This is a genomic window from Pseudomonas sp. E1BtOHC1, assembly GCF_058744285.1.
The window spans coordinates 4,536,734-4,562,847 of the sequence record NZ_CP196023.1 but is presented as its reverse complement, the minus strand read 5'-3'; the positions used below and the strand labels follow the sequence as shown (position 1 = coordinate 4,562,847).

Annotated in this window: 30 protein-coding genes; 21 read left to right on the top strand and 9 right to left on the bottom strand. The window is 61.2% G+C overall.

The features are described from left to right. The first annotated feature begins 115 nt into the window (after nucleotides 1-115). Nucleotides 116-775 carry an HAD family hydrolase gene (locus ACSSVC_RS20540; protein WP_492611276.1) on the top strand — a complete coding sequence of 220 codons (660 nt, stop codon included), beginning with the start codon at nucleotides 116-118 and terminating at the stop codon, nucleotides 773-775. On the opposite strand, the gene ACSSVC_RS20535 is transcribed toward ACSSVC_RS20540, so the two are convergent. Together ACSSVC_RS20535 and ACSSVC_RS20530 are read right to left on the bottom strand one after the other, a co-directional pair. Beyond that, on the bottom strand, nucleotides 770-1,201 hold the full coding sequence (locus ACSSVC_RS20535) for a hypothetical protein (RefSeq protein WP_492611275.1): 432 nt from the start codon (nucleotides 1,199-1,201) through the stop codon (nucleotides 770-772). The two genes, ACSSVC_RS20540 and ACSSVC_RS20535, sit on opposite strands and share 6 nt — an antisense overlap. 14 nt (nucleotides 1,202-1,215) lie before the next feature. Then, nucleotides 1,216-1,668: a DUF6896 domain-containing protein gene (locus ACSSVC_RS20530; protein ID WP_346634255.1), complete on the bottom strand. Its 453-nt coding sequence runs from the start codon at nucleotides 1,666-1,668 to the stop codon at nucleotides 1,216-1,218. Between ACSSVC_RS20530 and ACSSVC_RS20525 the strand changes: the two genes are divergently transcribed. From ACSSVC_RS20525 to ACSSVC_RS20510, 4 genes are all read left to right on the top strand, one after another. Next, complete coding sequence (locus tag ACSSVC_RS20525; RefSeq protein ID WP_346634256.1) at nucleotides 1,667-1,798, top strand: hypothetical protein; 132 nt, start codon at nucleotides 1,667-1,669, stop codon at nucleotides 1,796-1,798. The genes ACSSVC_RS20530 and ACSSVC_RS20525 overlap by 2 nt on opposite strands. Before the next feature lie 2 nt (nucleotides 1,799-1,800). Beyond that, a complete protein-coding gene (locus ACSSVC_RS20520) occupies nucleotides 1,801-2,223 on the top strand; it encodes a hypothetical protein (protein ID WP_492611274.1) in 423 nt (140 codons plus the stop codon). Nucleotides 2,224-2,300: 77 nt separating this feature from the next. Further along, a complete protein-coding gene (locus ACSSVC_RS20515; protein ID WP_492611273.1) occupies nucleotides 2,301-2,897 on the top strand; it encodes a hypothetical protein in 597 nt (198 codons plus the stop codon). A gap of 316 nt (nucleotides 2,898-3,213) precedes the next feature. Then, nucleotides 3,214-4,515 (top strand): amidase, encoded by a 1,302-nt coding sequence (locus ACSSVC_RS20510; RefSeq protein ID WP_205413472.1) that lies wholly within the window; start codon nucleotides 3,214-3,216, stop codon nucleotides 4,513-4,515. Nucleotides 4,516-4,661: 146 nt separating this feature from the next. Here ACSSVC_RS20510 and ACSSVC_RS20505 read toward each other — a convergent pair whose 3' ends face one another. Continuing rightward, nucleotides 4,662-5,075: a hypothetical protein gene (locus ACSSVC_RS20505; RefSeq protein WP_492611272.1), complete on the bottom strand. Its 414-nt coding sequence runs from the start codon at nucleotides 5,073-5,075 to the stop codon at nucleotides 4,662-4,664. A gap of 241 nt (nucleotides 5,076-5,316) precedes the next feature. Here ACSSVC_RS20505 and ACSSVC_RS20500 point away from each other — a divergent pair, with 241 nt between their 5' ends. The 3 genes from ACSSVC_RS20500 (at nucleotide 5,317) to ACSSVC_RS20490 (ending at nucleotide 6,828) form a co-directional block, all read left to right on the top strand. Continuing rightward, nucleotides 5,317-5,586 carry a hypothetical protein gene (locus ACSSVC_RS20500; RefSeq protein WP_139187201.1) on the top strand — a complete coding sequence of 90 codons (270 nt, stop codon included), beginning with the start codon at nucleotides 5,317-5,319 and terminating at the stop codon, nucleotides 5,584-5,586. 276 nt (nucleotides 5,587-5,862) lie between these two features. Further along, a complete protein-coding gene (locus ACSSVC_RS20495) occupies nucleotides 5,863-6,426 on the top strand; it encodes a hypothetical protein (RefSeq protein ID WP_492611271.1) in 564 nt (187 codons plus the stop codon). 24 nt (nucleotides 6,427-6,450) lie between these two features. Further along, nucleotides 6,451-6,828 carry a hypothetical protein gene (locus ACSSVC_RS20490; RefSeq protein WP_492611270.1) on the top strand — a complete coding sequence of 126 codons (378 nt, stop codon included), beginning with the start codon at nucleotides 6,451-6,453 and terminating at the stop codon, nucleotides 6,826-6,828. Nucleotides 6,829-7,182: 354 nt separating this feature from the next. Here ACSSVC_RS20490 and ACSSVC_RS20485 read toward each other — a convergent pair whose 3' ends face one another. From ACSSVC_RS20485 to ACSSVC_RS20475, 3 genes are all read right to left on the bottom strand, one after another. After that, complete coding sequence (locus ACSSVC_RS20485; protein ID WP_492611269.1) at nucleotides 7,183-7,692, bottom strand: hypothetical protein; 510 nt, start codon at nucleotides 7,690-7,692, stop codon at nucleotides 7,183-7,185. An 89-nt stretch (nucleotides 7,693-7,781) separates the two neighbouring features. Beyond that, the gene (locus ACSSVC_RS20480; protein ID WP_492611268.1) at nucleotides 7,782-9,044 is read right to left on the bottom strand and encodes a YiiX/YebB-like N1pC/P60 family cysteine hydrolase; all 1,263 of its coding nucleotides are present in this window, start codon (nucleotides 9,042-9,044) and stop codon (nucleotides 7,782-7,784) included. 358 nt (nucleotides 9,045-9,402) lie between these two features. Further along, nucleotides 9,403-9,666, bottom strand: a complete 264-nt coding sequence (locus ACSSVC_RS20475) for a short-chain dehydrogenase (protein WP_492611267.1) — start codon at nucleotides 9,664-9,666, stop codon at nucleotides 9,403-9,405. 945 nt (nucleotides 9,667-10,611) lie between these two features. Here ACSSVC_RS20475 and ACSSVC_RS20470 point away from each other — a divergent pair. The 11 genes from ACSSVC_RS20470 to ACSSVC_RS20420 all read left to right on the top strand — a co-directional run bounded on the left by ACSSVC_RS20470 (nucleotide 10,612) and on the right by ACSSVC_RS20420 (nucleotide 21,909). Further along, nucleotides 10,612-11,214 (top strand): transposase, encoded by a 603-nt coding sequence (locus ACSSVC_RS20470; protein WP_041118040.1) that lies wholly within the window; start codon nucleotides 10,612-10,614, stop codon nucleotides 11,212-11,214. Between the two features lie 74 nt (nucleotides 11,215-11,288). Continuing rightward, nucleotides 11,289-12,923, top strand: a complete 1,635-nt coding sequence (locus ACSSVC_RS20465; protein ID WP_404936965.1) for a ShlB/FhaC/HecB family hemolysin secretion/activation protein — start codon at nucleotides 11,289-11,291, stop codon at nucleotides 12,921-12,923. 19 nt (nucleotides 12,924-12,942) lie between these two features. Then, a complete protein-coding gene (locus ACSSVC_RS20460; protein ID WP_492611266.1) occupies nucleotides 12,943-14,760 on the top strand; it encodes a DUF2341 domain-containing protein in 1,818 nt (605 codons plus the stop codon). Between the two features lie 11 nt (nucleotides 14,761-14,771). Next, nucleotides 14,772-15,197, top strand: coding sequence for an ExbD/TolR family protein (locus ACSSVC_RS20455; protein ID WP_011061113.1), 426 nt, complete (start codon nucleotides 14,772-14,774; stop codon nucleotides 15,195-15,197). Nucleotides 15,198-15,200: 3 nt separating this feature from the next. Continuing rightward, nucleotides 15,201-15,917, top strand: a complete 717-nt coding sequence (locus ACSSVC_RS20450; RefSeq protein WP_346634266.1) for an energy transducer TonB family protein — start codon at nucleotides 15,201-15,203, stop codon at nucleotides 15,915-15,917. Nucleotides 15,918-15,957: 40 nt separating this feature from the next. Then, nucleotides 15,958-17,649 carry a putative porin gene (locus tag ACSSVC_RS20445; protein WP_492611265.1) on the top strand — a complete coding sequence of 564 codons (1,692 nt, stop codon included), beginning with the start codon at nucleotides 15,958-15,960 and terminating at the stop codon, nucleotides 17,647-17,649. Between the two features lie 17 nt (nucleotides 17,650-17,666). Beyond that, nucleotides 17,667-18,314 (top strand): DNA repair protein, encoded by a 648-nt coding sequence (locus tag ACSSVC_RS20440; protein WP_492611264.1) that lies wholly within the window; start codon nucleotides 17,667-17,669, stop codon nucleotides 18,312-18,314. Nucleotides 18,315-18,334: 20 nt separating this feature from the next. Then, entirely contained in the window at nucleotides 18,335-18,820 is a 486-nt protein-coding gene (locus ACSSVC_RS20435) for a YbjN domain-containing protein (RefSeq protein WP_492611263.1), read from the top strand. Continuing rightward, nucleotides 18,817-19,773: a peptidylprolyl isomerase gene (locus ACSSVC_RS20430; protein WP_492611262.1), complete on the top strand. Its 957-nt coding sequence runs from the start codon at nucleotides 18,817-18,819 to the stop codon at nucleotides 19,771-19,773. Before ACSSVC_RS20435 ends, ACSSVC_RS20430 begins: the two co-directional genes overlap by 4 nt. Nucleotides 19,774-20,130: 357 nt before the next feature. Further along, on the top strand, nucleotides 20,131-21,108 hold the full coding sequence (locus ACSSVC_RS20425) for a LysR family transcriptional regulator (protein ID WP_346634271.1): 978 nt from the start codon (nucleotides 20,131-20,133) through the stop codon (nucleotides 21,106-21,108). Between the two features lie 282 nt (nucleotides 21,109-21,390). After that, a complete protein-coding gene (locus ACSSVC_RS20420; protein ID WP_346634272.1) occupies nucleotides 21,391-21,909 on the top strand; it encodes a GNAT family N-acetyltransferase in 519 nt (172 codons plus the stop codon). A gap of 12 nt (nucleotides 21,910-21,921) precedes the next feature. Here the strand turns inward: ACSSVC_RS20420 and ACSSVC_RS20415 are convergent, their stop codons facing one another. Next, complete coding sequence (locus tag ACSSVC_RS20415; RefSeq protein WP_446440484.1) at nucleotides 21,922-22,623, bottom strand: aspartate/glutamate racemase family protein; 702 nt, start codon at nucleotides 22,621-22,623, stop codon at nucleotides 21,922-21,924. A 79-nt stretch (nucleotides 22,624-22,702) separates the two neighbouring features. Here ACSSVC_RS20415 and ACSSVC_RS20410 point away from each other — a divergent pair, with 79 nt between their 5' ends. Then, nucleotides 22,703-23,482: a helix-turn-helix domain-containing protein gene (locus tag ACSSVC_RS20410; protein WP_404936958.1), complete on the top strand. Its 780-nt coding sequence runs from the start codon at nucleotides 22,703-22,705 to the stop codon at nucleotides 23,480-23,482. Between the two features lie 86 nt (nucleotides 23,483-23,568). Beyond that, nucleotides 23,569-24,060 (top strand): hypothetical protein, encoded by a 492-nt coding sequence (locus tag ACSSVC_RS20405; RefSeq protein WP_346634275.1) that lies wholly within the window; start codon nucleotides 23,569-23,571, stop codon nucleotides 24,058-24,060. Between the two features lie 207 nt (nucleotides 24,061-24,267). On the opposite strand, the gene ACSSVC_RS20400 is transcribed toward ACSSVC_RS20405, so the two are convergent. Together ACSSVC_RS20400 and ccoN are read right to left on the bottom strand one after the other, a co-directional pair. After that, nucleotides 24,268-24,486: a hypothetical protein gene (locus ACSSVC_RS20400; RefSeq protein ID WP_060843700.1), complete on the bottom strand. Its 219-nt coding sequence runs from the start codon at nucleotides 24,484-24,486 to the stop codon at nucleotides 24,268-24,270. 59 nt (nucleotides 24,487-24,545) lie between these two features. Then, nucleotides 24,546-25,973, bottom strand: a complete 1,428-nt coding sequence (gene ccoN / locus ACSSVC_RS20395) for a cytochrome-c oxidase, cbb3-type subunit I (protein WP_346634276.1) — start codon at nucleotides 25,971-25,973, stop codon at nucleotides 24,546-24,548. Nucleotides 25,974-26,114: the final 141 nt, after the last annotated feature.

The following is a 26,114-nucleotide window of genomic DNA, read 5'->3' as shown; positions in this document are numbered from 1 at the left end:
GCCTTGGTCTCGAAGCGTAGGCCTTGTTCAGACTCTATCTTCAGGGCCATCGCTGTCGATAGAGTTGGGTGTTGTTCTGCAACACCACAACCCTGTTTGAAAGGAGTCACAACCCTTGACCTGGAAGCTTGCCTGTTTTGATCTGGATGGGACCTTGGCCCGGAGCAGCACCGGCCTGCATCTGGCGCAAAAAATCGGCCATGGCGATGTCATGCGCACGCTGGAGGACGGCTACCAGGCGGGCGAGGTCAGTAATATCGAAGTGGCCCGGGTCGATGGCTTGTATTACCGGGGCCTTGGCCAGGCCGACATCGCCCGCATGCTCAATGATATTCCAGTCATACGCGATATCAGGAAAACCACCGATTGGCTTGCAGCCCATGGCATCCCCTCGGTGATCTGCACCCTGGCCTGGCAGTGTGTGGGTGACTATTTTGCCCAGCGCTACGGGTTTATCGGCTCTAGCGGGCCGGTACTGAAAACCGACCCCATGGGCGTTTTCACCGGAGAGGTTGAAGCGCATTTCACCGAGCACGACAAGCCGGTATTCGTGGGTTCAATGTGCCAGTCGCTAGGGGTGGACCTGTCGCAGGTTTTTCACATTGGTGACTCGGTGTCGGATATTCCACTGTTTGAGGCGGTGGGCTATTCCATTGCCCTGAACGCGCATCAAGCCGCTAGGGAGAAGGCCCGGATCACACTCGATAGTGATTCGTTGTTTGACATCATTGGCCTGATTCCCGGGCTCGATCCTGACGCCAGGGTATTTTCATGAGTTTCTGGCTGCGTAGGTCTCGCCCGTCAGCAGGATGACGCCTTCTTTGGAGCAGACGCGGGTGAGGCTGTTGATAACGACTTTAAGGCCGCTGGAATGCGGGAACAGCGAAAAGAACAACTCGAAGTACAGGTAGTCCTGGACCAGGCGCGCTGCCAGATCGGGATGCTCCTTCAACAGCGTCCTGAAGCTTGGGTAGCCCAGCTCTGCAAGTTCCGGGATGTCGACAAAACCCTGGTAGATATCGTCGGTTTTGCATTCGGCGGCAAAGGTGTCCGCGCATTCAAGAAAGCGTTGCGGCAGATCGCCGTGGTGGATGCGCAGCTCATAGGGTATTACCGGGATCGTGGGTGTCTCGCCGAAGCCCAGGCTGCGATAGCCAACGGTTCGTGGGTCGATGATTTGGCCGGCTGAGGTGAACTTCATGATGGGCTTCCGGGTTATTCGGGTGGTGAAAGACTGTCGTTATCTTCGAGCGTGCGCGCTTGGGGTTTAACGGTTGCGACGTAGAAGAGGATATAGCCCGAATACACCAGCGAGCCTGCTGCCACTTCATGGTCGAAGCACTGCTTTAGTTCATCCTCATCCGTAAAACCGTATTCCACGAGCCTGTTCTCGGCAAAGCCGGCCAGCCTCGATAGGGTTACGCCGTCGATTTCGCCCTGCTCACCAAAGTCAAAGCTCACCGTTGCCGTTGGCAGGTGAACGGCGCAGCCATAGCCGTGCTTGAAGTAACGGATGCCGCCTGCCAGCTCTCCTTGTTGCGGGATATCGGTTCCCACCCAATCGGCGTTGCTGACAGGGAGGGGAATGGCGGATTGCTGCATCAGTTCGACAGCCGTGCGGATGCTGGCTTGGTAGTCGGAAACAAGATGGGCGAGGTGCGGGTTCATGGGGATTGGCATCGTGATCAAGGGGGCAGAAGATTTCAGAGATTGCGGCGCGATACAAGGTGCGAGTGTGCTTGATGCGCGCAAAGACTTTGATGCCGGTATATTCGCCTGGATGAATGTTGGAGTTTGAACATGGGGTTCTCCACCACTGTCTGGGAATGGTACGGGCAGGATGAGTACAAGCGGGTGCTGGCGGTGGGCGAGGCGATCGATGCCCTCGGATTCCTGGCATTGGATGCCGACGCTCAGCAGGCCAGCATCCCTGATTGCGCCGCCTGTGAGGTCTGGTCCATGGCGATGTTGCCGTTGCAGGCGCTGCTTGCAACGTGCGCGAGCGCTTTGCCGGATGAGGTTCGGGCTGGAGTGCAAAGCCTCTGGGAGCAATGCAATGGGTTGTCCGAGGCGGCCTTTCATTGTGGCGACCGGGGGATCTTCGAGCACGGGCAGTGGCAGTCGCTGCGGGAGGCTGCCGGGCAAGTGTTGGGGTTGATGGAGGAGGAGCAGTTGCGGCCCTTTCTGGAAGAACTGATGGTGGATTGTGGACGTGCGGTGTAGGGGTGAAGTCTTGACCCAAGTATTGGCCAGAGACTGTTCACGAACGCTGCAACCCATGACTGATTGGAAAGATACGGATGTTTGACGAGCTGATATTTACCGGTGAAGCGCCAGCAAAAGATGATGCATATGCTGGTGGCGGGGCCTGCCTGCCCACGGATCTGGCCTGGCCCTGTTCGCCTGATGGAGTGCCGCTGACACATCTGATGGCCTTTCCTGGACGTTGGTTTTCAGAGGCCTTGCTCGATAGGAATTATTGGGTTTCGGTTTTTGTGCCGTACTTGCCGGGCGAGGTCGGCCACTATCGAAAGTTGCGTGCCGTCCAGGGACGCTCGGAAGCGGTTGTCATGGGCTATGTGCGCGCCGGTTCCGAGCGGGATGAGGCAGCTCAGCCGATTTCAGATTGCGGGACGGTGCGGCTGGAGGTGAACTGCGACGCCGATGATGATGAGAACCTGGCCTCGAAGTTGGATGGCGTGGACGCTTGGCTGCAGTCGCCTGTTTTAGCGGGGGCAGGGCGTAGAAGGGTTTCTATATATGGGGGCGATCTGGATGTAGCGCTGCCTGAGCACAAAGGCGTGCTTTCGGATGGCATGGGGTATCTGTTTCTGGATGAGGACTTTTCAGAGAGAACAGGCGCGGGGATTGGTCGGTTCTTTTTGCAGTTGGGGTAGGGCGATATGGCGCTATCGAAAGCGGAGGCCAGGCTAGCGATCTTCGCTGAAAGGGCGTTTGGCTGCGTAAACGGGCGTTGCTCGACCAATGCCAGTTGAGAGGCTTCTAGATAGACGGAGAGAGCCAATACTCTATCCCTGGTCGGAGCCTTACCTAAGTGTCTGTGGCCCTGGCAGTTACCCGTCTGGATTCAGCTGTGTCGGTGCTTTGTCGTTTGGGGGCTAATCGCTTTCGGCCAGGAGCGGTCATTGGCGGACTTTGCCCCCCCTCGCCTGAAATTACGCGCTGCCATGATGCTATAGGCATGTAAATTTATTGGAGCAAACACAATTGCCTTTACCGTATTCATTACTACGTCATTCAGCTTCTGAACTTGCCAGATTGATTCAACGGCGCGAGCTCTCTTCCACATCCATTGTGTCCACCTACCTAGCACGTATCGAAGCGCTTAACCCATCACTCAACGCCTTGGTGCAGGTATGTGGCGAGGCTGCGTTGGCACGCGCCTGGGAGGCCGATCGTGCAGTTGCCCAAGGTGAGTATTGGGGAGCGCTGCATGGCGTCCCCTTCACCGTTAAAGATGTTATGGATACTCGCGGTGTGGTGTCAGCAGTCGGCTTGGTCGATCGGGCTCGATACGTACCGGAGCAGGACGCTGTAGTGGTTAGGCGAATGAAAGCTGCCGGCGCGATCTTGCTTGGCAAAAGCAATTGCCCACCCGGGGGCGGCGGGGGCGTCACTGATAACCCCGTATATGGTGCTACGCGTAATCCGCATTCTCTATCCCACAGCCCAGGAGGCAGCAGCGGTGGCGAAGCTGCGGCGATCGCCGCCGGCCTTTCACCATTGGGATTAGGCAGTGATTCCGGCGGTAGCTTGCGTGTGCCTGCGCATTTTTGCGGTATTAGTACGTTGAAACCCACCAGTGGCCGTGTACCCAACACCGGTGTATTCGATCATCTTGGCGGGCTCAGCGACTACCGCAGCCAGATTGGCCCAATGGCCCGACATGTCGAGGATCTGGCTTTGGTGCTGCAATTGATCGCCGGTGAGGACGGTCGGGACGCCGGCGTGATACCGATGCCGCTCTGCGCCATGAGTACTGTCGAACTACGCGGATTGCGAGTGGCTTGGTACGGCGAGGGCGGCATTGCACCTGTTGACGACATCACGCAGACGACTCTGCAGTCGGTGGCCGAGATATTGAAGGAGGCAGGTGCCGTGCTCTCTTCGGCGTTCCCAGAGGCATTGGCCAATTCCAGAGCCATTACCGAACGCTATTGGGCCATGAGCAAAGGCTCCGGGGCGGAGTTAGTACAGTTGTTGGCAGACTGGGATCAATTTCGCAGTGCAATGCTGGGGTTCATGGAGGGCTACGACATCATTCTCTGTCCTGTCGACGCCGCACCGGCGCCGTGCGTGGGAGAGGCACGGCCTACCCTGTTCAGTCACACGTTGCCCTACAGTTTGGCAGGTTGGCCCAGCGTGGTAATTCGTGCCGGTACTAGCGATACGGGTTTGCCGGTGGGGGTGCAGATCGTCGCGCGACCTTGGCACGAGCATGTTGCTTTGGCTGCAGCAGTAGCAGTTGAGAAAGCGCTCCCATTCACGCTTTGAATCGCCACCGGTCATTGGCAAAAACCTGAGCCGAAAATGCACGCAGGTTTATTTTTAATACATGAGCCGCTTCATATCACGGCCAAAAGCACCTGAAAAAGATCCATTTGGTTGGCTGCTATCGCTCCACAAAAGCAGCCCATCAGCTAGAGAAATAAGGCGCACTGCGCCTCTTGCGCCCGCAAACGCAGGATCAGGCCCGAGGTGAATTCAATCACCAGATGATGATCCGCAGGAAAGTGGTCCGTGAGGTAGAAGGTCTCGGTGGCGGCGCCGGCTTCCACCACGCCTATGGCATGCACGCAGCCCAGGTCGCTCTCGAAGGCATTCAGCTCTCTGGCATCGGCGCAGAAGTAGCTTAGTTGACTGAAGCTGAGGATGATCTGGCGTGCCTCTTCGACGGGCACCCAGTCTTGCTGCAGACGGTTGAAAGTCAGTGTCAGCGAGCCTTTCAGGACGTCGTGTCGTATAGCCTCGGCGTTGTAGAAGTTATGCAGATCGTAGGCGCGTCCCTGCACTTCGACTTCGATATGGCCCAGGAGGAAGTTGTGACAGTGCATAGGGTGGCTTGATCTCTTGATGGAGGGCGGGTGAACGGGCCGGGATGAGATGGCAGTGTTGTTGGCACGGCGACGCGGCTAGCCGAGTCGGAGGGCGGTTTTTGTGTTGTACTTGCCGGGCGAAGTTGAGCCTTTGACAACGGATTCAAGTCGTTCACTTCGCTCACCGAGATGGGTTAAAGCCCGTCCCTTAACCAAACGTCAAATGGCAAATTGAAGTCGGTAGCATGGCCGAAAATAGATGAAATTCAATGACGGTGACAGGGTAAAAGTTAAGCCCCACGTGTGGTGGCCGAATGGCGGGGTTGGAGTGGTTTCGTTACCTCCGGAATATGTAAAGGAAGCCTTGGGTGGTGAAGTGGAGCTCTCTAGCACTCAACGAACTATGGCTGGAAAAGACAGGATTATTACCAGTGTATGGATTGATTTTGACGAGCCGGCAATGGATTGCAGTGATGACGGCCCTTACATCGGCGGAGAGGTTCTCTTGGAGTACCTGGAACATATATAGGGTGGAATTTAAAAAGTAAGACGGTCTGGCAGATTGCACTTCGCTTGTTTTTGTCCGCGAAAATGCTCGCGGCCACTTGCGGACGTTCCTCGGCCACCAAGGCCAACGCCATGGCCCACCTGGCGGCGCAGCGAGGGTTCCGCAGGCTTGCTCCATGGGGGGCTTGCGACCGCTGTTCTCGTCAAAGACATAGGACGGATGTGCTAGATAGCCCTTTGCTACATGTTCAGGGTGCCAAGCTGTTGCCTTCAAAAATAACGGCAAAGGACCGCCCCCATGATCGCTTTTACAAGGCAGCTTTTACCTGCCGCATTGCTGTGTAGTGCCCTCGCTGCCCAGGCGAGCGAAGTGCTGAAGGGCGACTTCTGGGTCGTTCACTACCAAGGCGCCTTGGGCAAGAATCAGGTGTTCATCGCAGACGGCGACCCCACTCACATCATCAATCGTCCAGGTGGCGCGAAATCATTGGGTGTCTATCAACTTTACGAAGAGCCCGGTAAACCCAACTTCACCTCTTACGATGTCGAAATCGATTGTGCGAAGAACCGCGTGCGCATCATGGATGCGGCGGATTTCCACAGCGTGTTCAATGAATTTCGCAATGCGAAGTATTCCAGCCAGTGGCAGAGCAAACCTGACGCCTGGCTGGCACAAAGCCGTGACTTTGTCTGTAAGCCGACTGCACGCCAAGCCAAGAAGATGGAGCACTTGGGTGTGATGCCCGCGTCGCAAATGAGCCAGGCAGGTCCGCATTTCTTCGAGATATTGAACCGCGAGGCCGCCAAGACGGCCATCATGCAGAAGATAGATGAAGGATTCGCGCAGATGCCTGCCAAGTAACGCGGCCTTCAGGGAGAAGACCTTATGAACCGATTGTTTATGTTGGCCCTGCTCGCCACCTTGCTCAGTGGCTGCGCATCATTGTCGGCCAGCAGTGCCTGGAAAGATCGCCCGGTGGGCGAACTGATCGACTTCTTCGGCGTGCCAAGACAGATCATGGTGGCGCTGGAGGAAGATATGGTCGTGCTCAGATATGTACGTGACAGTAGCTATGTTTCACGTGAAGCCGCGGGTACTTACACGGGGCCGCAGAACGGGCAACTTGTGCACGCAGAATACTGGGAAGACGTGCAGCACTCAGGCAGTTGCGAAATCAATGTGTTCGTCAACAGAGCGCGACTGGTGGAGAAGGTGCGAACTAAAGGGCGTTGTGTAGCGGTCGAGATGGGGCCGGCAGGGTAGGAATGGGCCGCTGGCGAGGACAGATTCCACGAACATGCACATCAGGACAGTGGTCGTCGACCTGCGCTATAGGCGCGTGCGTGGCTCACTTTGGGGTTTGAAGAGATCGGCAACCCTGTACCAGGTTTCATCCGAGAACTCGTAAGGCTTTGCAATTGCAGAACTCCTTCTTGTAGAGGAGTAGGGGCTTTACAAAAACTGAGCTAACGAGGGGCCATGATTGGAGTTCCGGGTTTTCGTACAGAGTCTCCCAAAGCGGCCCTTCACGAGGGGCAAGAACCGGACAAAGGCGGTCGCTTACTATCTAAGAATTCCGGGGCGATTCAGGTAGTTGGTATTGACCGCTTACTAGAACTACACTTTTACGTCTTCGTGTCTTACGCCTCTAAGGTTGCAATCCATTAGGCCTTGATAGGGTCCGGAATAGCCTGTTATCACGAAGTAACCCCTCAGCCTTATAAACCCTCGCTGCGAGTAAAAAAAACAGCTTCCTTCTACGTGGGATATGTGGACGTTAAACTGTGTTCCGGTGCATTTGAAAATTGAAGGTTTTTCTCCTTTCTCAAGTTCTTCAAAGCAATCTTCAAAAGCTACAAAGTAAGGGGCCGTACTTTCAGTGTCGCCTCGAAAGCTGTTGTCATCCATCGTGAGGTCAAGAAACACGATGCCTTCATCGTTGCCAGCTATGAAATTTGATAACTTTTTGTAGTCCGCAATGGAGGATATAACACCTTCGTATTTAGGCTTACCTCGCTTACAAAATTTTTCACCTCTGATCCGGTACCAAATGCTCTTTATGTAAGGTGTAGCTATTTTTCCGAAAATTCGACCGAAAGTACCGGCGATCACGCTAAATATTTCCATATTCCCGCTCTTGAGCTTGTTTGAGTATCTTCTTCTGTTGGCGCTGATTGAAAACGTGACCCACGTGCTGACATGAAACTACCCCACGGCTAGAAAGTCCTCATTGGTTCGTTAATGGAGCGGATATGAAAGCAGTCATCGCAAAGTCGACACGTCCCAGGTCCAGCCGGTGGAAGACTCAAGAGGACATAATCGCAGACTGGTTCGTCTGCACAGACAGTGCACACATCCAAACTTCCGGCTTCCCGGATAGCCGCTTCCGTCATCGCAGCCTGCTTTGGGTCCCACTCGCGCAGCGAAGCGAACCATTCCGGCGTGTGCGGACGAAGCAGCGTGCGAGGCTCCGGCTCAAGCAGCCCCTTACGCTCAAGCCAAGTAGTTGCCGCCCTAATGCGACGAGCATGTAGCTGTGTCAGAAGCTCGTACAGCTCTATCTTCAGAGCGAAATATTGGCGTGGATGCAATGCGTTCACGGTCACGTAGCCCGCATGGTTCAGGACAAAGCGGTTTTGCCCCAACTTCTCGCTTGCCAGCAGCTCTTCACAGTATCTCTGCTTGTGCTCCGTCGAGCTTCCGGATCCCTCCATGAGGGCGGCGTGATACTGCCAAGCATTCCTTTCAAACTCATCCTTCCACAGTTCCAGATACCTTGAAGTTCTCAGAGCTTGCACTAGGTGATCATCTGCCTCCTGATGGTCTATTAGGTATGCATCAATGTCGTTGAGTGATTCAATCTCAGAGGACAGCTTTCGGGCTTCCCGAAGCAAGGCATTGGTTGAATCCCGCATTGCCTGAACGTGGTCAATATCTTCACGCCAGCGAGCCTCTTCTTCCGCATTGAGATCTCTAAGCACATTAGGAACCTCAAAAAGCGCTGCGCTATTCAGTAACTCCCCTGGATGGCAAAAGTCAGCATCAGGCACTAGGTTTGCTCCGGCCCTTTGATAAGCCTGTGCGACCAATCGCGAGCAGAACTGCCTCCGACCGGCCACAAAACCAGCCAACACGCTCTTGGCGGCGCCGATCTTGGTGTATCGAGTACCAACCGCAGCTCTGGCGAAGGTGATAACAGAGTGCAGTTGGTCAGTAGTCAAGGGCACAACGGGCCGAAGAACGTGCCCAGCGCAGCCTGGCTCAAGCATCAGCCGCTCGAGATTGCGCGCATGAACACCGTCACCAGTAGAATCGATCACACTCGACTTCCCCACACAAATCATAGCGTGAGAGATGTCCGCGCCGATGGTCTTACGGATCTTTTTGCTCATGGGGTCGGGCGTGGTTGTAAGTACAATATCGCCGAGCTGGATTAGGTCGGAGACGAACACCCGAGGCCTCAGTCCCAATTCATTCATCTCGCCTTCCATTTTGAATATTGCTCCTGTGCAGGTATTGAACGATTGATATTAGTGACCGATCCGAAATGTTCAAAACTGAATATGCATTCAAGCAGGTAGATGCCGGGCTGTCCCGATGATGGTGAGAGACTTCGCTCATCGGGTCATCGCGACGTACAATTCCTTCGCATCAAGCGATTCGGCATCAAGAATGACGGCGTGATCATACTCAAGGTGAGTCGCCCCTGATTTGTAGAGCATTAAATGACAGTCTCTGGCCGATTGCAGCCACGTTTAAAAGACTTTTCCCCCTTAAAAAGTCCAAGGCCCCATTTGAAACGCTCCGCGCTACCAAGCAGCGCGGAGCGCCCAGGCGTCAGGCTTGAAGGCGCCAGCCCATCACTCCCAATAGGTCGCAGCTGTCACGTAGCAGAATCGCAGCAACGTTAGATACATGTTGCAGATCGGTGTCGTCAGCATTCTTCAGTTCTGCGCGGGAGAGGCTTTCCAGCAGTTGAGTCACGGCCAGTAAACGTGCGGTGCCGTTGGCGTGCAGCACGTCCAATGGTGCGGTCTTGTCTATAAACAGGCAGGGAATCAGGCAGTCGATGCCGGTGATGGAAATGTATCGCTCTGTCATGGGTAAGGCTCCGTATTAACCAATATTGAACAGGCCGTCCTTTGAGGCTGTCCTGTTTAGCCGTGGTCAGAGGGCTGTCGTCAGCGGGGTTGCTGGGCGATGAGCGCTGTGAACCTGGTTGCTTGTTGGTTAATTCCAGGTCGCCAAACCTGATCACCAGTTGGGTGAGTAAGGGACCATAGTCTCTGTGGATTGCGGTGGATAGTCAGGCGATTCTGCAAGTTTTGTAGGATTGCGGAGGGGGACTTGGCGGCCTGAGAGCCGGCCAGTTTTTCTGGGGGGGTGGGGTACATATCCATTCCTGCGGGTGCGGCCGCTGGCGGTTTCGCTCTTACAGCGAGTCACTTTTACCAAACGCCGGAGTGCCGGCCCAGCGAAAAGTAACCAAAAGGGCTTGCCCCTCCATGGGCCCCTCGCTAAGGCTCGGGGTTCCCTCTCTCCGGCATTGCTCCGGGGGCCGCCGCCAACCGGCCATCCATGGCCGGGTGGCGGCTAGCTCGGCATCCCTGCCGAGCTGCCCCCTGCGCAACGCCTGCGTTCGGCCGGCTGGGAAGGGGCCTGAAGATCAAGATCAAGATCAAAAGCCAGAGCCAAAGCCACGGCTAATGGCGCGCCCGTCCGGGCGGCGCATTTTTCAGTCTTGTTAAAGCAATCAGTTTCTCCTCCGTAGGAGCCGGCTTGCCGGCGAAGAGGGCGGTCCGGTCGTGCGCGGAATAAAGACAGGTCAGCGCTGTCCTGGCGGCGGTTTTCGCCGGCAAGCCAGCTCCTACGAGGTTCCTGTATGTCGTTGTTCCACCTTTCGCTGGCCTTTGTGAATGAAGCTTTTATGACAAAAGTTCGGTAGCACATGGCCACGCACGTCTTGGGTATGTAACGCGCTTGAGGGGGCCGCAAGGCCACTTTTTTAAGCCGAGGCGGGACGCCGGGAGTGAGGCTATGGGGACTATGGAACGCTACTCGAAAGTGGGCATGCAGGAGCTGGATCAACGGCTGTCGAAGATTGTCGAGGCGGCGCGCAAGAAGCCGGTGTCGGTCTATCGCTACGGCGCGCCGTGGGTCTGGATCGTGTCCCAGGATGATTGGCAGGGCGCCTTGAAGGAGGTGTCCAGCTATATCCCGCCGGGGCATTCGCTGGTGCTGCTGCGTCCGCAGATCGATGAGTTGCTGGATCAGCACCGCGATCTGCTCCAGGGCCTCAATGCCGAGCCCGGCATGCTGATCGCGCCGCGTACGGTGATGCACATTCTGTTGCTGCAGTTGCTGTATTCGGTGCCCAGTGAACAGCAGCTGTATGAACAGCTCAGTTACAACCTGTTGTTCCGTTGGTTCGTCGGTCTCGATCTGAACCAGAAGGTCTGGAGCTTCAGTGTCCTGAGTCGCGACATCGCCACGCTGTTGAACAACCCGCGGGCGGTGCAGTTGATCCAGAAAATCATCGGTGAGGTGTTCTGCGGTGCCTTGCTGCAAATGCCCGAGTTCTCGCTGAACTTCGCGCTGCTGCACACCTGGCTGGCGCGCCACGAAAACACCTCGATCACCAGCAATTGAATCGGCCAAACGCTGTGCAGACGGCGACGGCATTGCGCGTGTGCGCGCCAATTTTCAGACTTCTAGGGGGCGGTGTGGAGCATCTGGGCAAATCAGGGCGACCCGGCAGTGGCGGGCGCTGGTGGCCGTTGTGTGGCTGGTTGACGCTGGCGGCACTGGCGCCGGCGGTGCAGGCCGAGGAGGGCGAGGCGGTCCCGGTCGAGGCCACGGCTGCGGCGCGGTTGGTGGACGTCAATGAATACTTCGTGCGCGGCAATACCGTGCTCGATGCCCGGGCCATCGAGGAGGCGGTGTACCCGTTCCTCGGGCCGCAGAAGGCCCTGGCCGATATCGAAGGCGCTCGGGATGCGCTGCAGAAGGTCTATCAGGAACGCGGCTACCAGTCGGTGTTCGTCGAGCTGCCGGAGCAGAAGGTCGACGACGGCATCGTCTACCTGCAGGTCAGTGAAACCAAGGTCGGTCGGGTGCGGGTGGTGGGCGCCAAGCATTACTCGCCGGTGGAGATCCGCGATCAGGTGCCGGCGCTGAAAGAAGGCGAGGTGCCTGACTTTGCCACGGTGCAGACCCAGCTAGCCGGGCTCAACCGCGGCGCCGGGCGCCAGGTCATGCCGTTGGTGCGTGAAGGCCAGCGCCCGGGGACCATGGACGTGGACCTGCAAGTGGAAGACCAGAACCCCTGGCACGCCAGTGTCGGCCTGAACAACGACTACAGCGCCGACACCGAAAAACTGCGCAGTGTGGTCAATGTCGGCTACGACAACCTCTGGCAGCTGGGCCACAGCATTTCCCTGACCTATTTCACCGCGCCCCAGGACACCGACAACGCCAAGGTCTGGTCCGGCTCCTACACCGCGCCGCTGAGCGATCGCTGGGCCCTGCAGTTCTCCGGTTACCAGTCCGACAGCAACATCGCCACCATCGGTGGCAGCAACGTGCTGGGCAAGGGCCACTCCTACGGGGTGTCGGCGATCTACACCTTGCCCGCCGCGGGTAGCTGGGCCAACTCGCTGTCGGTGGGGGTGGATTTCAAGGACTTCGAGGAAGAGATGCGCTTTGGCCGCAGCAGCGACCAGATTCCGCTGAAGTACGCCCCCATGACCTTCGGCTACAACGGCTATCGCTACAGCGAAAAATCCCAGCTGGGCCTGGGCCTGAACCTGATCATCGGCACCCGGCGCTTCTTCGGCTACGGCAGCGACGCCCAGGAGTTCCACTACAAGCGCGACGAAGCCAGCGCCAGTTTCTCGGTGCTCAAGGGCGACCTGAATTTCACCTACACCTTCGCCAACGACTGGCAGTCGGCATCCAAGACCGCCTTCCAGCTGGCCTCCGGGCCGCTGGTGTCCAACGAGCAGTATTCGGCCGGCGGCGCCACCTCGGTGCGCGGCTATCTGGCCGCCGAGCGCACCGGGGATGAGGGCTATCTGTTCTCCCAGGAGCTGCGCACGCCATCCCTGGCCAAGTTCCTCGGCAGCTACGTGCAGGAGTGGCGTTTCTACGCCTTTGCCGAAGGCGCGCACCTGTCCCTGCACGAGCCGCTGCCCGAGCAGGAGGACCAGTACAGCCTGGCCAGCGTCGGCCTGGGCACCCGCGCCAGTTTGAGCAAGTGGCTGTCCGGCAGCCTCGACTGGGGCTACCCGCTCAAGGATGGCCCCAACACCCAGAAATACGACCCGCGCCTGCACTTCAGTGTGCAAGCGACGTTCTGACTTTACGGAGACCCTTCACATGCAACGCTTATTCCTGAGCCTGTTGATCTGCCTGGGCTTCGTGCTCCCGGCCACGGCCCATGCCTGGTGGCAGGACGACTGGCATTACCGCAAGCAGATCTCGGTGGACACCACCCCGCAGGGCGCCGCCATCAATGAAGCCCTGGGCCGCACCGCGCTGCTGGTGCGCCTGCACACCGGCAACTTCACCTTCGACGGGGTCAAGGAAGACGGCGCCGACCTGCGCTTTGTCGCCGCCGATGACAAGACCCTGCTCAACCACCAGATCGAAAGCTTCGACCCGCTGATGGGCATGGCGCTGATCTGGGTCGATGTGCCCAAGGTCGAAGGCGGCCAGCGTCAGGACATCTGGATGTACTACGGCAACCAGAAGGCCCCGAGCACCGCCAATGGCCAGCTGACCTTCGACCCCAGCTACACCGCGATCTATCACTTTGACGGCAGCAACGGCACCCCGGCCAAGGACACCACCGCCTACGGCAACACCGCGCAGAACGCCACCGGCGCCAGCATTGACGGGGTCATCGGCCGCGCCTTGCAGTTCAGCGGCCAGCCGCTGCTGCTGCCGGCCAGCCCGTCGTTGCAGCACAACGCCGGCGGCGCTTTTACCTTCAGCGCCTGGGTACGCCTGGACCAGGCCAGTGGCGAACAGCTGCTGCTGGCCCGTCGCGAAGGCGCCGGCAGCCTGCTGGTTGGCATCAACCAGGGCATGCCCTTCGTGGAAGTGGACGGCCAGCGCGCCGCCTCCACCCAGCCGCTGAACCCGGGGCAATGGCAGCACCTGGCCCTGAGCGGCGAGGGCAGCCGACTCGCGCTGTACGTCAATGGCCGCGAAACCGCGAGCCTGGCCCAGGCCATTCCCACCTTCAATTCGCCGTTGGCCATCGGTGCCGACTTGCCCGCAGCCGCTGGGGCCGAGGCCAGCCACTTCCTGCCGTTCACTGGGGCCCTGGACGAACTGCGCCTGTCCAAGGTGGCGCGTCCGGCGGCGCTGATCCTGGCCGATGCCAGCGCCCAGGGCGCCGAGTCGAAGCTGGTGGCCTATGGCGTGGATGAAGAGCAGTCGGGCTTCGGTTTCGGCAGTCTGGGTTTCCTGCTCAAGGCGGTGCCGGTGGATGCCTGGGTGATCATCCTGGTGCTGGTGGGAATGATGATCCAGTCCTGGGTGATCATGCTGCGCAAGAACCGCATGGTCAGCCGGGTCAGCGCTGCCAATGCGCTGTTCCGCGAGCAGTTCGCCAAGGTCGGCACCCGCCTGGAAATGTTCGCCGACGACCAGATCCTGGCCAGTCGCCTGGAGCACTCTTCGCTGTGGCGCCTGTACCTGGTGGCGGTAAAGGAGATCCGCACCCGCCGCGAGCAGGGCGCCGATACCTCGTCGGTGTCGGCGGCCACCATCGAGGCCATCCGCTGCTCCATGGACGGCGTGCGCACCCGGGAAAACCAGCAGCTGAGCGCCAAGCTCTCGACCCTGTCCAACGCCATCGCCGGCGGCCCCTACATCGGTCTGTTGGGCACGGTGCTGGGGATCATGGTGGTGTTCCTCGGCACCGCCATGGCCGGTGACGTCAACATCAACGCCATCGCCCCGGGCATGGCCGCGGCCTTGCTGGCCACCGCCATGGGCCTGTTCGTCGCGATCCCGGCGCTGTTTGGCTACAACCGCCTGATCACCCGCAACAAGGAAGTAGGCGCCGACATGCGGGTGTTCGTCGACGAATTCATCACCCGGCTGGCGGAGCTGCACGGCGAGAGCCAGCACAGCGAGAACGCCCACTGGCGGGTCAGTCACAGCAACGCGTCGGTTCCGGCCTGAGGAGAACTGCCATGGCTTCCGTGAACGCCTCCCATGACGACGAAGACGATGCCGCCGTCGACAGCATCAACATCACGCCCCTGGTGGACGTGCTGATGGTGGTGCTGGTGATGTTCATCCTCACCGCCACCGCCCAGGTCTCGGGCATCCAGATCCACCTGCCCAAGGCCAGCGCCTCGGTGTCGCTGTCCGAGGCCAAGACCAAGGCCATTTCGGTGAACGACGGCGGTCAGGTGTTCCTCGATGCCTACCCGGTGACCCTGGGCGAGCTGGAAGAGCGTCTGCGCATCGAGAAGGCGCAGAACCCGGACTTCCCGATCATCGTCCGCGGCGATGCCACGGTGCAGTACCAGAAGGTCATCGAAGTCCTCGACCTGCTGCGCCGCCTGGAGTTGTCCCAGGTCGGCCTGGTCACCGGCAAACCGAGCCAGGGCTGAGACATGACCGCACAACAACCTATCCAGCTGCCCCCGGTGCAGAACAAGCCGCGAGCCGTGCAGCTGCTGAAGTGGGGCGTCGGCCTGCTGCTGGGTGCCGTGGCCGCCTGGTTCTTGTGGCAGTGGGCCAATGACATGGCCGGGGTACGCCGGGAGGCGCCCAAAGTGCCAACCATCATCCCGCTGCCGCCGCCTCCGGAAACGCCGCCACCGCCGCCGGAGAAACCCAAGGAGCCGGAGCCGGTGGAAGAAAAGATCCCGGAACCCGAACCCACGCCCACCCCCGAGGAGGTCAAGCCGGAGGAGGAGGCTCCGCCATCGCCGGCGGATGATCTGGCCAATCCGATGCAGATGGACGGCGAGGCCCAGTCCGGCAACGACGGTTTCAACGTCGGTGCCGGCAAGGGCGGCGGCATGGCCGGCGCCGGTGGCGGCGGGCTGGGCACCGGCACCTACAAGCAGTACCTGGCGGCGACCTTCCAGCGCGCGCTGCGCGAGGACCCGGAGCTGCGCAAGAAGGCCTATGCGCTGCAGGTCGACCTGTGGCTGGGCGCCGACGGGCAAGTGACCCGCGCTGAACTGGCCGGCTCCAGCGGCAATCCCGAGACCGACCAGCAGGTGCTGGCGGCGCTGCGGGCCACGCCGCGCCTGAAAGAGCGCATGCCGGCCTCCCTGACCTTGCCGGTACGCCTGTCCCTCAAGGGCCGGCGTCCGGAATGAGCGAACCCCTATTTGCAGTTTCTACAGGAGTTGTGTGCAGATGATTTCCACCGTGAATCGATTGACCCTGGCGCTCGGCATGGTCGCCCTGACCCTGGCCGGACAGGCCGCGGCTGCCGCCGCGCCTTCGGAGAACGCCACGATCAACCTGATCCGTCTGTTGGTGCAGCAGGGGGTATTGAAGCAGGAGCAGGCCGACGGGCTGATCGCCCAGGCCGAGAAAGAGGCCCAGCAGGCCCGTGCCGCCACCGCGGTGGCCGCTACTGGTCCCGCTGCGGCGCCCGGTGATGTACGGGTGCAATATGTGCCGGCCATCGTTCGCGAGCAGATCCGCGATCAGGTCAAGGCCGAGGTCATGGCCACCGCCAAGCAGGAAAACTGGGCCCAGCCCAACACCTTCCCGGACTGGATCTCGCGCATCAGCTTCGACGGCGACATCCGCCTGCGGGACGAGTCGCGGTTCTTCGCCGACAACAACAGCAACGAGATCGTCGACTACGCCAAGCTCAACGACAACGGCCCCTACGACGTCAACAAGGACACCAACAGCAAGCTGCCGCCGCTGCTCAACAGCCGTGAAGACCGCGACAATCTGTTTCGCCTGCGGGCGCGCCTGGGGATGAAGGCGGTGATCTCGCCGGAATGGACCGCCGGCATCCGCATCGGCACCGGCTCGGACAACAACCCGGTGTCCACCACCCAGACCCTGGGCGGCGGTTTTGGCAAGAAGGACATCTGGCTCGACCAGGGCTACCTGACCTGGAAGGCCACCCAGGACCTGACCCTGACCGGCGGGCGGATTGCCAACCCGTTCTATTCCACCGACATGCTGTATTCCAACGACCTCAACTTCGACGGCGTGGCGGCGATCTTCAACCACAAACTCAACAGCGACTGGGGCCTGTTCGGCACCCTCGGCGCCTTCCCGGTGGAGTACACCAACGACACCGCCACCAGCAACGGCTTCGACAAGAACGAGAGCGACACCAAGTGGCTGTTCGGCGGGCAGATCGGCGCCAACTGGAAGATCAACCGCAGCAACAGTCTGAAGGGCGCCTTGGCCTACTACCGCTTCGACGACATCGAAGGCCAGCGCTCCAGCCCTTGCGCGCCCTGGGCCGGGGCCCCGGGCTGCGACACCGACGGCTCGCGCGTGGCCTTCATGCAGAAGGGCAACAGCGTGTTCCTGCTGCGCGACATCACCCCCAACCCGGCCACGCCGGGCCTGACCCCGCAGCCGCAGTTCGTCGGCCTGGCCTCGAAGTTCGACGTGCTCGACCTGAACCTGGCCTGGGACACCGAGCTGCCAGACGACCTGCGCCTGCGCAGCCAGACCAACTTCATCCGCAACCTGGCCTACGACAAGGGCGAGATGCTCAAGCGCAGCGAGGGCGAGATCGTCAACAACATCAATCGCAACGGCCAGTTCGAAAGCGGCGGCAACGCGCTGCTGGTGCAGTTCACCCTGGGCAACGCCCTTGAGATGAAGAAGTCCGGCGACTGGAACTTGCTGGCTGGCTACAAGTACATCCAGCCCGATGCCTTGCCCGACGGCTTCAACGATTCCTCGTTCCACCTGGGGGGCACCAACGCCAAGGGTTATTTCGTCGGCGGCAACTACGGCATCGACAAGAACATCTACGCCACGGCCCGCTACATGAGCGCCTCGGAAGTCTACGGGCCGCGCTATGAAGTCGACGTCATGCAGCTTGAACTCAACACGCGCTTCTAAGCATCAGGAGGAAGGTTATGAACAGCCGAGCGAGGGCAGGGGCGGTCAGCCTGTTAGTGGCCTGGGGCGTGTTGGCCAGCGCCAGCGCTAGCGCCGAAGGCATGGAGGAGCGCCTGCGCACCCAGTTGCGCAGCACTACCCAGCAGTTGCAGGCGCTGCAAAGCGAGCAGGCCCAGGCTGCGGCGGCGCGGATTGCCGCCGAGAACGCAGCCAGGGAAGCCCAGGCCCAGGTCAAGCAACTGAGCGCCGAGCTGGCCAAGACCCGCGGCGTGGCCGAGCAACTGGTCGGCCAGCAGCAGAACCTGCAAAGCCAGGCACAAGCTCAGGCGGCGGCCAGCAGCGAGCAGTTGGGCAAGTTCAAGAAAGCCTACGAGGACTTACTGGTGCTGGCCCGGGGCAAGGAAGCCGAGCGGGTGAAATTGCAGGCGCAATTGAGCGAACGTGACACACAAGTGCAGCAATGTGCGGTCAAGAATCAGCAGATGTACGGCATCGCCAAACAGATCCTGGCGGCCTACGAAAAAATCGATGTGGCTGAGCTGGTGAAAATCCGCCAGCCCTTCGCCGGCAGCGCCCGGGTCAAGTTCGAAGAGCTGGCCCAGGGCTTTGGCGACGAGCTTTACCAAACCCAGTTCGATGCCCCCCGGGCGGCGAGCACCCACTGATCACCAGGGAAGAGATGACCATGACTTTGATTACCAGCGTCACCACCGAAAGCCTCACCGACCTGCTGCAAGGCGCCGGCTACCGGGTCAACCAGACCGAACAGAACGGCATCGTGCAACTGCTCAGCGCCAGCCAGGGCATCGGCTACGCCGTGCGTTTCGGCAACCCGGGCAGCGAAGCCGGGCACTATGTGGACTTCACCTACAGCTGCGCCTTGCGGGTGCAGGGCGAACTGCCGGCGGGGCTAGCGGAACTGTGGAACGCCTCGCGGCGCTTTGCCCGGCTGTCGCTGCAGGGCGAGTTCCTGGTGATGGAGATGGACGTGGTGGTGGCCGGGGTCGGCGAGACCCATCTGCGCAGCCAGCTGGAACTGTGGGATCGCTTGCTGCAGGAGTTCATCGTCTACCTGCGCGAATACAGCCAGCAGGCGGCGCAGTTGCAGGCCCAGGCCGAGCAGGCGCCAAGCCCTGAAAGCCAACCCCTGGAAGAGGCGGCCAGCCTGTGAAGAAGCCGACCCTGGTGGTCGGTGCCGGAGCGCTGACCCTGCTCGGTCTGGCGCTCGGCCTGGCCTTGCGCCCGGGCAACGATCCGGTGGCGGCGCAGCAGCCGGCACCCACCGTACTGGCACAGCAACTGGCGACAACCCCGACCGTGGCGCGCCTGGGCAACCAGCTTGTGGCGGCGCAGGAGCTCAAGGCGCTGTTCGCCAGCCTGCCCGAGGAGTCCCGGGGGCAACTGCGGGCCAATCGCCCGGCCCTGGAGGCCTGGATCCGCTCGCGCCTGGCGGAAAAGGCGGTGCTGGAACAGGCCGACGCCCAGGGCTGGCGCCAGCGCCCGGACGTGGAGCAGCAGACCCGCGCCGCCACCGAGCAGATCGTGTTTCGCGACTATTTGCAGTCGGTCAGCCAGGTGCCGGCGGACTACCCCAGTGCCGCCGAACTGCAGCAGGCCTATGACAGCGGCAAGTCGGCCTGGATGACCCCGGCGTTGTACCGGGTCAGCCAGATCTTCCTGGGCGTGAGCGACCCCCAGGCGCTGGAGCAGGTGCGTCGACAGGCCCTGGAACTGAGCCGCAAGGCCCAGGCCGTGCCGGGGGAGTTTGCCGCCTTGGCGGCGCAGTATTCCCAGGACCGCGACAGCGCCCAGCGCGGTGGCGACTCGGGGCTGCAACCCTTGCAGCAACTGGTGCCGGAAGTGCGCAGCGCCGTGGCCCGGCTCAAGGTCGGTGGTGTCTCTGAGGTGGTGCAGAGCGCAGCGGGCTTTCACGTGCTCAAGCTCACCGAACAGCAACCGGCGCGCACTGCCAGCCTGGACGAACTGCGTGATCGCCTGACCCAGGCCCTGCGCGCCCAGCGCCAGGAACAGATCGCCAAGGCCTACCTGGAAGGCATGCTCAACAGCGCGACCCTGAGCATCGACGGCGCCGTACTGAATCAGGTCCTGGAGGACAAGCTGTAGGCGCTGGCTTGCCAGCGAAGGCGATCTTGCGGGCCTCTTCGCCGGCAAGCCGGCTCCTACGGGGGCAACACGCGGCATCGGCAACTGTAGGCGCTGGCTTGCCGGCGAAGGCGGTCTTGCGGGCCTCTTCGCCGGCAAGCCGGCTCCTACGGGGGGGCAACACGCAGCATCGGCAACTGTAGGCGCTGGCTTGCCAGCGAAGGCGATCTTGCGGGCCTTTTCGCCGGCAAGCCGGCTCCTACGAGGCAACACGCAGCATCGGCAACTGTAGGAGCTGGCTTGCCAGCGAAGGCGATCTTGCGGACTCCGCCGCCCGCTAGCCAAGGAAGCAACACTCAACAAGACAGGGAGTCACCAATGTCATTTCTCGAACCCGCTCCACTCCAGGGTGTCGCACCCTACGTTGCGCCCCAGGAACCCCGGGAAGCCTGGCTGGCCCTGGCCGCCGGGATCGATCCGGAGGTCGCCCAGTATTTTCTGGTCAGTGCTCGCTGCGGTTGCTTCATGCAGGCAGCCCGCAGCCTGAACATCAAGGCCACGCTGTTACGCAAGCAACTGGCCCTGCTGGAAGAGCACCTGCGCCGCTCACTGTTCTGTTATCAGGGGAGTGCCTTGAGCCTGAGTCGCGAGGGCCTGCAACTGCAGGCGCAACTGATTGCCCTGGCCCACCAGCGGCGCCTGCCGGTGATCGAGCAGCCGTTGATCCGTGTTGCCGTGGCGGAAACCATCCTCCACGACATTCTCGGTCGCGACCTGATCGCCTTGCTGCGGCGCAATGCCAGCGCACGCCTGGAGATCATCTCCATCGACAGCGACCTGTCCCTGCAGGCCCTGAGTGCCGATCTGGTGCTGTGGCTGGCGGCCGAAGACTCGCCGCTACCGGGCCCCAGCTTCGCCACCCGCGAGCCGCTGCCCCTGGCGCGTATCGACTACCTGCCGCATATCGCCAAGCGCTACTCCCGGGTCGCGGCGCGTCCCGACAGCCTCGACGACCTGGCCGACTACATGCTGGTGCAGTGGCAGCACGACCGTCAGGTAGAGCCGTTCCGGCCCTGGAACAGCCTGGTGGAACAACGCCTGGCGGGGGTGGTGCACGTACATGCCTATGAACTGATGCTGGAGATGATCCGTTGCAGCGCCTGCATCGGCCTGTTGCCGCAATACATCAGCCGCTTCGACCGTGGCTTGACCGCCTTGCCGGGGTTGTTCACCGAGCCCATGCAACGCCGCGCCTGGTTGGCGGTGAATGCCCAGGTGGCCCATGAAGCCGAAGTGCAGCAGCTAGTGGACCTGATCCTGCACACCTTCAGCGAGCGAGAGGACTGGTTCGCCTGATCCACCCGTGATCCGCCTTTGCGTAGGGACCGGCTCGCCGGCGAAAGGGCACGCGGCTGGAGCTGCCGACGCCTTCGCCGGCAGGCCAGCCCCCACAACTGCCGATACTGCGCGTTCCCCCCGTAGGAGCCGGCTTGCCGGCGAAGAGGTCCGCAAGCCTGGCGTCGCTCTGCGATACGCCTTCGCTGGCAAGCCAGCTCCAACGGGCGAGGATCCCCTCGTCATGCAGAGGCTCATGCCCTTACACTCGATGGCCATTTCCACTTCAAGGAAGACCTGGCCATGCCTAACGCCAATCCCACTATCGTTATCGAGCGTTGCAACGAAGCCCATATCGAGGGTCTGACGGCGCTGTACAGCGAACCCAGCGTGGCGGCCCAGACCCTGCAACTGCCTTACCAATCCCGTGAACTGTGGCGCAAGCGCGTCGGGTTGGGCCAGGACAACGAAGGGTTGGTGGCCCTGGTGGCCCTGCACCAGGGCGCGGTGATCGGCAGTTGCAGCCTGCTGCAGGTGGCGCGGGTGCGCCGGGCCCATTGCGCTGACATCGGCATGGGCGTGTCCCCGGCCTGGCAACGCCAGGGTATCGGCAGCCGCCTGCTGGCAGCGGTGCTGGAGGTGGCGGACAACTGGATGAACCTGCGTCGGGTCGAACTCACGGTCTATGCCGATAACCAGGCGGCCATCGGCCTGTACCACAAGTTCGGTTTTGAAACCGAAGGCCAACTGCGGGACTACGCCATCCGTGGCGGGCAGTACGTCGACGTGCTGAGCATGGCGCGCCTGCGCCGTCCCGCTTGATCTGTGACCCCGTCAGGCCGGCTCGTCCGCCAGGGCAAAGGCCACCGCCGCCCTGGCATGCAGTTCGGTGGTGTCGAGCAGGGGCAGGGGGCTGTGCTCGGGCTTGAGCAGCAGGCCGATCTCCGTGCAGCCCAGGATCACCGCCTGGGCACCACGGGCCTTGAGTGATTCGATCACCTGTTGGTATACCCGGCGCGACGCGTCGCTGATGACCCCCACGCACAACTCCTCATAGATGATCCGGTGCACCGCCTGGCGCTCCTGCGCATCGGGCACCAGTACCTTCAGCCCTTGCTGGCTCAGGCGGCTCTTGAGGAACTCCTGCTCCATGGTGAAGGCGGTGCCCAGCAGCCCGACGTTCAGGGTGCCGGCCGCCAGCGCGGCCTGGGCCGTGGGGTCGGCGATGTGCAGGAAGGGCACTGCAGTGGCCGCCTGAATCTGCTGCGCCACCTTGTGCATGGTGTTGGTACAGAGCACCAGGCACTCGGCGCCACCATCCTGCAAACGCTGGGCGGCGTCTATCAGAATCCGCGCCGCTTCATCCCAGCGCCCGGCGTGCTGGGCCCGTTCGACAGGCCCGAAGTCGACGCTGTACATTAGCAACCGCGCCGAGCGCAGCGGCCCCAATTGATCGCGAACCTGCTGATTGATCAGGCGATAGTATTCGGCGCTGGATTCCCAGCTCATGCCGCCGATCAGGCCGATGGTGCGCATGTGCAGCTCCTTGAGTCATGGTGTAGAAGGGCCTTCAGTCTCCCGTGGTCCGTGGTATCGATCTATCAGGAAATTTCATATGCCCGAGGTTCTCAACCGCAGCCTGCTGGACGGTCGGCTCTGCCTGCAACTGTTGCCCGCAGCCGCCTACAGCGCTCGCGATCCGGCGCAGTGGCAGACCCTGGGCGTGACCCTGGAACGCCAGCGTGGGGTGCATGCCATCGACTCCGACCGGCGCGAGGATTTCGACACCTGGCCCGGCACCCTGGCCTTGACGCCCAAGGGTGTTGAAGTGTTCTCCGAATCTGCCTGTGGCGGTGAATACCTGCTGGCGCGCTGGCAGGAGCAGACGCCACTGATCCCCGGCGAGCGCCGCCTGCAGAGTCCGGGGCATGCCGGCGCTCTGGCCCTGGGCCGTGAAGCCCGGCGTCTGTTGCTGGCGCCTGCAATCGATGAGTTGGCCCTGGAGCACTGTGCCCTGGCCTTTGTCGGTCTGTCCCAGTCCCGCCACACTCCCACGGCGCCGTTACCACGACTGGGCCAGGTGCTGGAGCAGATGGCCGACCAGTACGCCCAGCCCTTGTCCCTGGCGCAATTGGCGCTCACTTACGGCCACAACGAACTGCGCCTGCTGCGCGACTTTCGCCGCGCCGTCGGCATGACGCCCCATGCCTGGATCACCGAGGTGCGGCTGCAAGCGGCCCGGCGCCTGCTGGAACACACGGACCTGCCCCTGGCGGCCATTGCCCAGGACAGCGGTTTTGCCCACCAATCGCACCTGGGCAGCGCCTTGCGCAAAAGCCTCGGCCTGACCCCGCGCCAGTACCGGCTGCGCTTTCACCCGCGCGCCCTTGGGTAAACACCCCAACGTCCGGCACCGGCATCTGCCATGATCAAGTCCGGCGACCTGCTGTTCCCAAGGGTCGATGCCAGGGACACACCGCAATGGACGATATCCAGCAACTGGGCGAGATGCTCCGGCACTACGCCGCCAGCGAAGCCCACAAAAAGCAGCTGTTCGACAGCCAGTCGGTGGTCTGGGCCCAGCGTATTCATGAGTTGTTCGGGCAGATTGAAGAGTGGTTGGCGCCAGTGCTGCTGCCGGACCTGCTGGAGCTGCACCGCGAGCCTTATGTGGCCTTCAGCCCGGCATTGCCGGTGGAGAGTTCCACTTTCAAGAGCGAGAAACTGACCATCGCCATAGCGGGCAAGCCGGTGGAGTTCGTCCCGGATGTGATGGGGCCCAATGGGCAGATATCCCTGGCGGTGATCGGCCTGACCGCGGCGCGCCTGGGCAGTGTTTCCCTGGTGGGCGAGCCCTCCGGCAGTTGGCAATGGCGCAAGACCAATGGCCTCAAGGACCCCGATATCTTCGTTTTCGACGGCAACTTCCTGGCGGCCCAATTGCAGAGCCTGATCCCCCGCGAGCGCGCCTGATAGCGCGTCTGATGTAGGAGCTGGCTCGCCAGCGAAAGCGATCGCCGGTCATGTGCACGTCTTGCGGGCCTCTTCGCCGGCAAGCCGGCTCCTACGGAGGGAGCCGGTTCGCTTTTTCTGTAGGAGCTGGCTCGCCAGCGAAAGCGACCGCCAAGCACGTGCACGTCTTGCGGGCCTCTTCGCCGGCAAGCCGGCTCCTACGGGGCGTTACATGTCCAGGTTGATCCATCCCGGCTTGGGCTCTTCCGGCGCGACGGCATTGATCTTCTTGCCCGTGGCCAACTCCACCCGGCGGGCCACGTCGGGGTCGTCGGCAAAAGGAATCAGGCTGGCGTCATCCAGGCTCTTGGCGCTCTGGTGGCGCAGGCAGTACTCGATGCAGAGGTAGAGAAACGCCACCCCCAGCAGGTTGAACAGAATATCCATCGGTCATCCGGCTCCCTGAAAAAAACGCCGGTCACTGGGACCGGCGGGCATTGGTTGGGTCAGGCGATCTGTGCGTCGCTCAGGGCCAGTTTTTCATCGGCCACGCGTACGGTGCGCCAGGTGTTGTAGGCCATCAGCAGCATGCCGCTGAGGAAGAACACGCCACCGGCAAAACGCACCACGAACCCCGGATGGCTGGCCACCAGGGCCTCGACGAAGGAGTAGGTGAGGGTGCCGTCTTCGTTGACTGCACGCCACATCAGGCCCTGGGTGATGCCGTTGACCCACATCGAGGCGATGTAGAGCACGGTGCCGATGGTGGCCAGCCAGAAGTGGGTGTTGATCAGGCCGATGCTGTACATCTGCTCGCGGCCAAACACTTTGGGCACCATGTGGTAGATAGCGCCGAAGGTGATCATCGCTACCCAGCCCAGGGCCCCGGCGTGAACGTGGCCGATGGTCCAGTCTGTGTAGTGGGAGAGGGCGTTGACGGTCTTGATCGCCATCATCGGGCCTTCAAAGGTCGACATGCCGTAGAACGCCAGGGACAACACCAGGAACCGCAGGATTGGGTCGGTGCGCAACTTATGCCAGGCCCCGGAGAGGGTCATCATGCCGTTGATCATCCCGCCCCAGCTGGGGGCCAGGAGAATCAGCGACATGGCCATGCCCAGGGACTGCGCCCAGTCCGGCAGCGCGGTGTAGTGCAAGTGGTGCGGGCCGGCCCAGATGTACAGGGTGATCAGCGCCCAGAAGTGCACGATGGACAGGCGATAGGAGTAGACCGGGCGTCCCACTTGCTTGGGCACGAAGTAGTACATCATCCCGAGAAAGCCGGTGGTGAGGAAGAAGCCTACGGCGTTGTGCCCGTACCACCACTGGACCATGGCGTCGGTGGCCCCGGAATACACCGGGTAGGACTTGAACCAGTCCACCGGGATCGACAGGTGGTTGACCACGTGGAGCATGGCGATCACCAGGATGAAGGCGCCGAAGAACCAGTTGCCGACATAGATGTGCCGGCACTTGCGCCGCACCACTGTGGTGAAGAACACGATGGCATACGCCACCCAGACCACGGCCATCCACACCGCGCCGGCGAATTCGATCTCGGCGTATTCCTTGGTGGTGGTGTAGCCCAGGGGCAGGGTGATCAGCATGATCACGATCACCGACTGCCAGCCCCAGAATGTGAAGGCGGCCAGGGTGTCGGAGTACAGCCGTACCTGGCAGGTGCGCTGTACGGCGTAGTAGCTGGCGGCAAACTGGGCGCTGCCGGCGAAGCCGAAGATCACCAGGCTGGTGTGCAGCGGCCGCAGGCGGCCGAACGTGCTCCAGGGCAGATCGAGGTTCATCTCCGGCCACACCAGTTGCGAGGCAATCCACACCCCCATGGCCATGCCGATCACGCCCCATACCACGGTTGCGACGACGAATTGGCGAACCACCTTGTAGTTGTAAGCCTGTCCGATTGTTGCTGAGTTCATGGTCAATGCTTCCACGGTTGCAAAGTCTTGCCAGGCCACCCGGTCTGGCACGGGGTGCACTGTAGGAATCAGCGGGGAAACAAAACAGACTCAGAAAAACAGCATTAATACGGATCAGATTTATCTCATGTCCACGGTGCT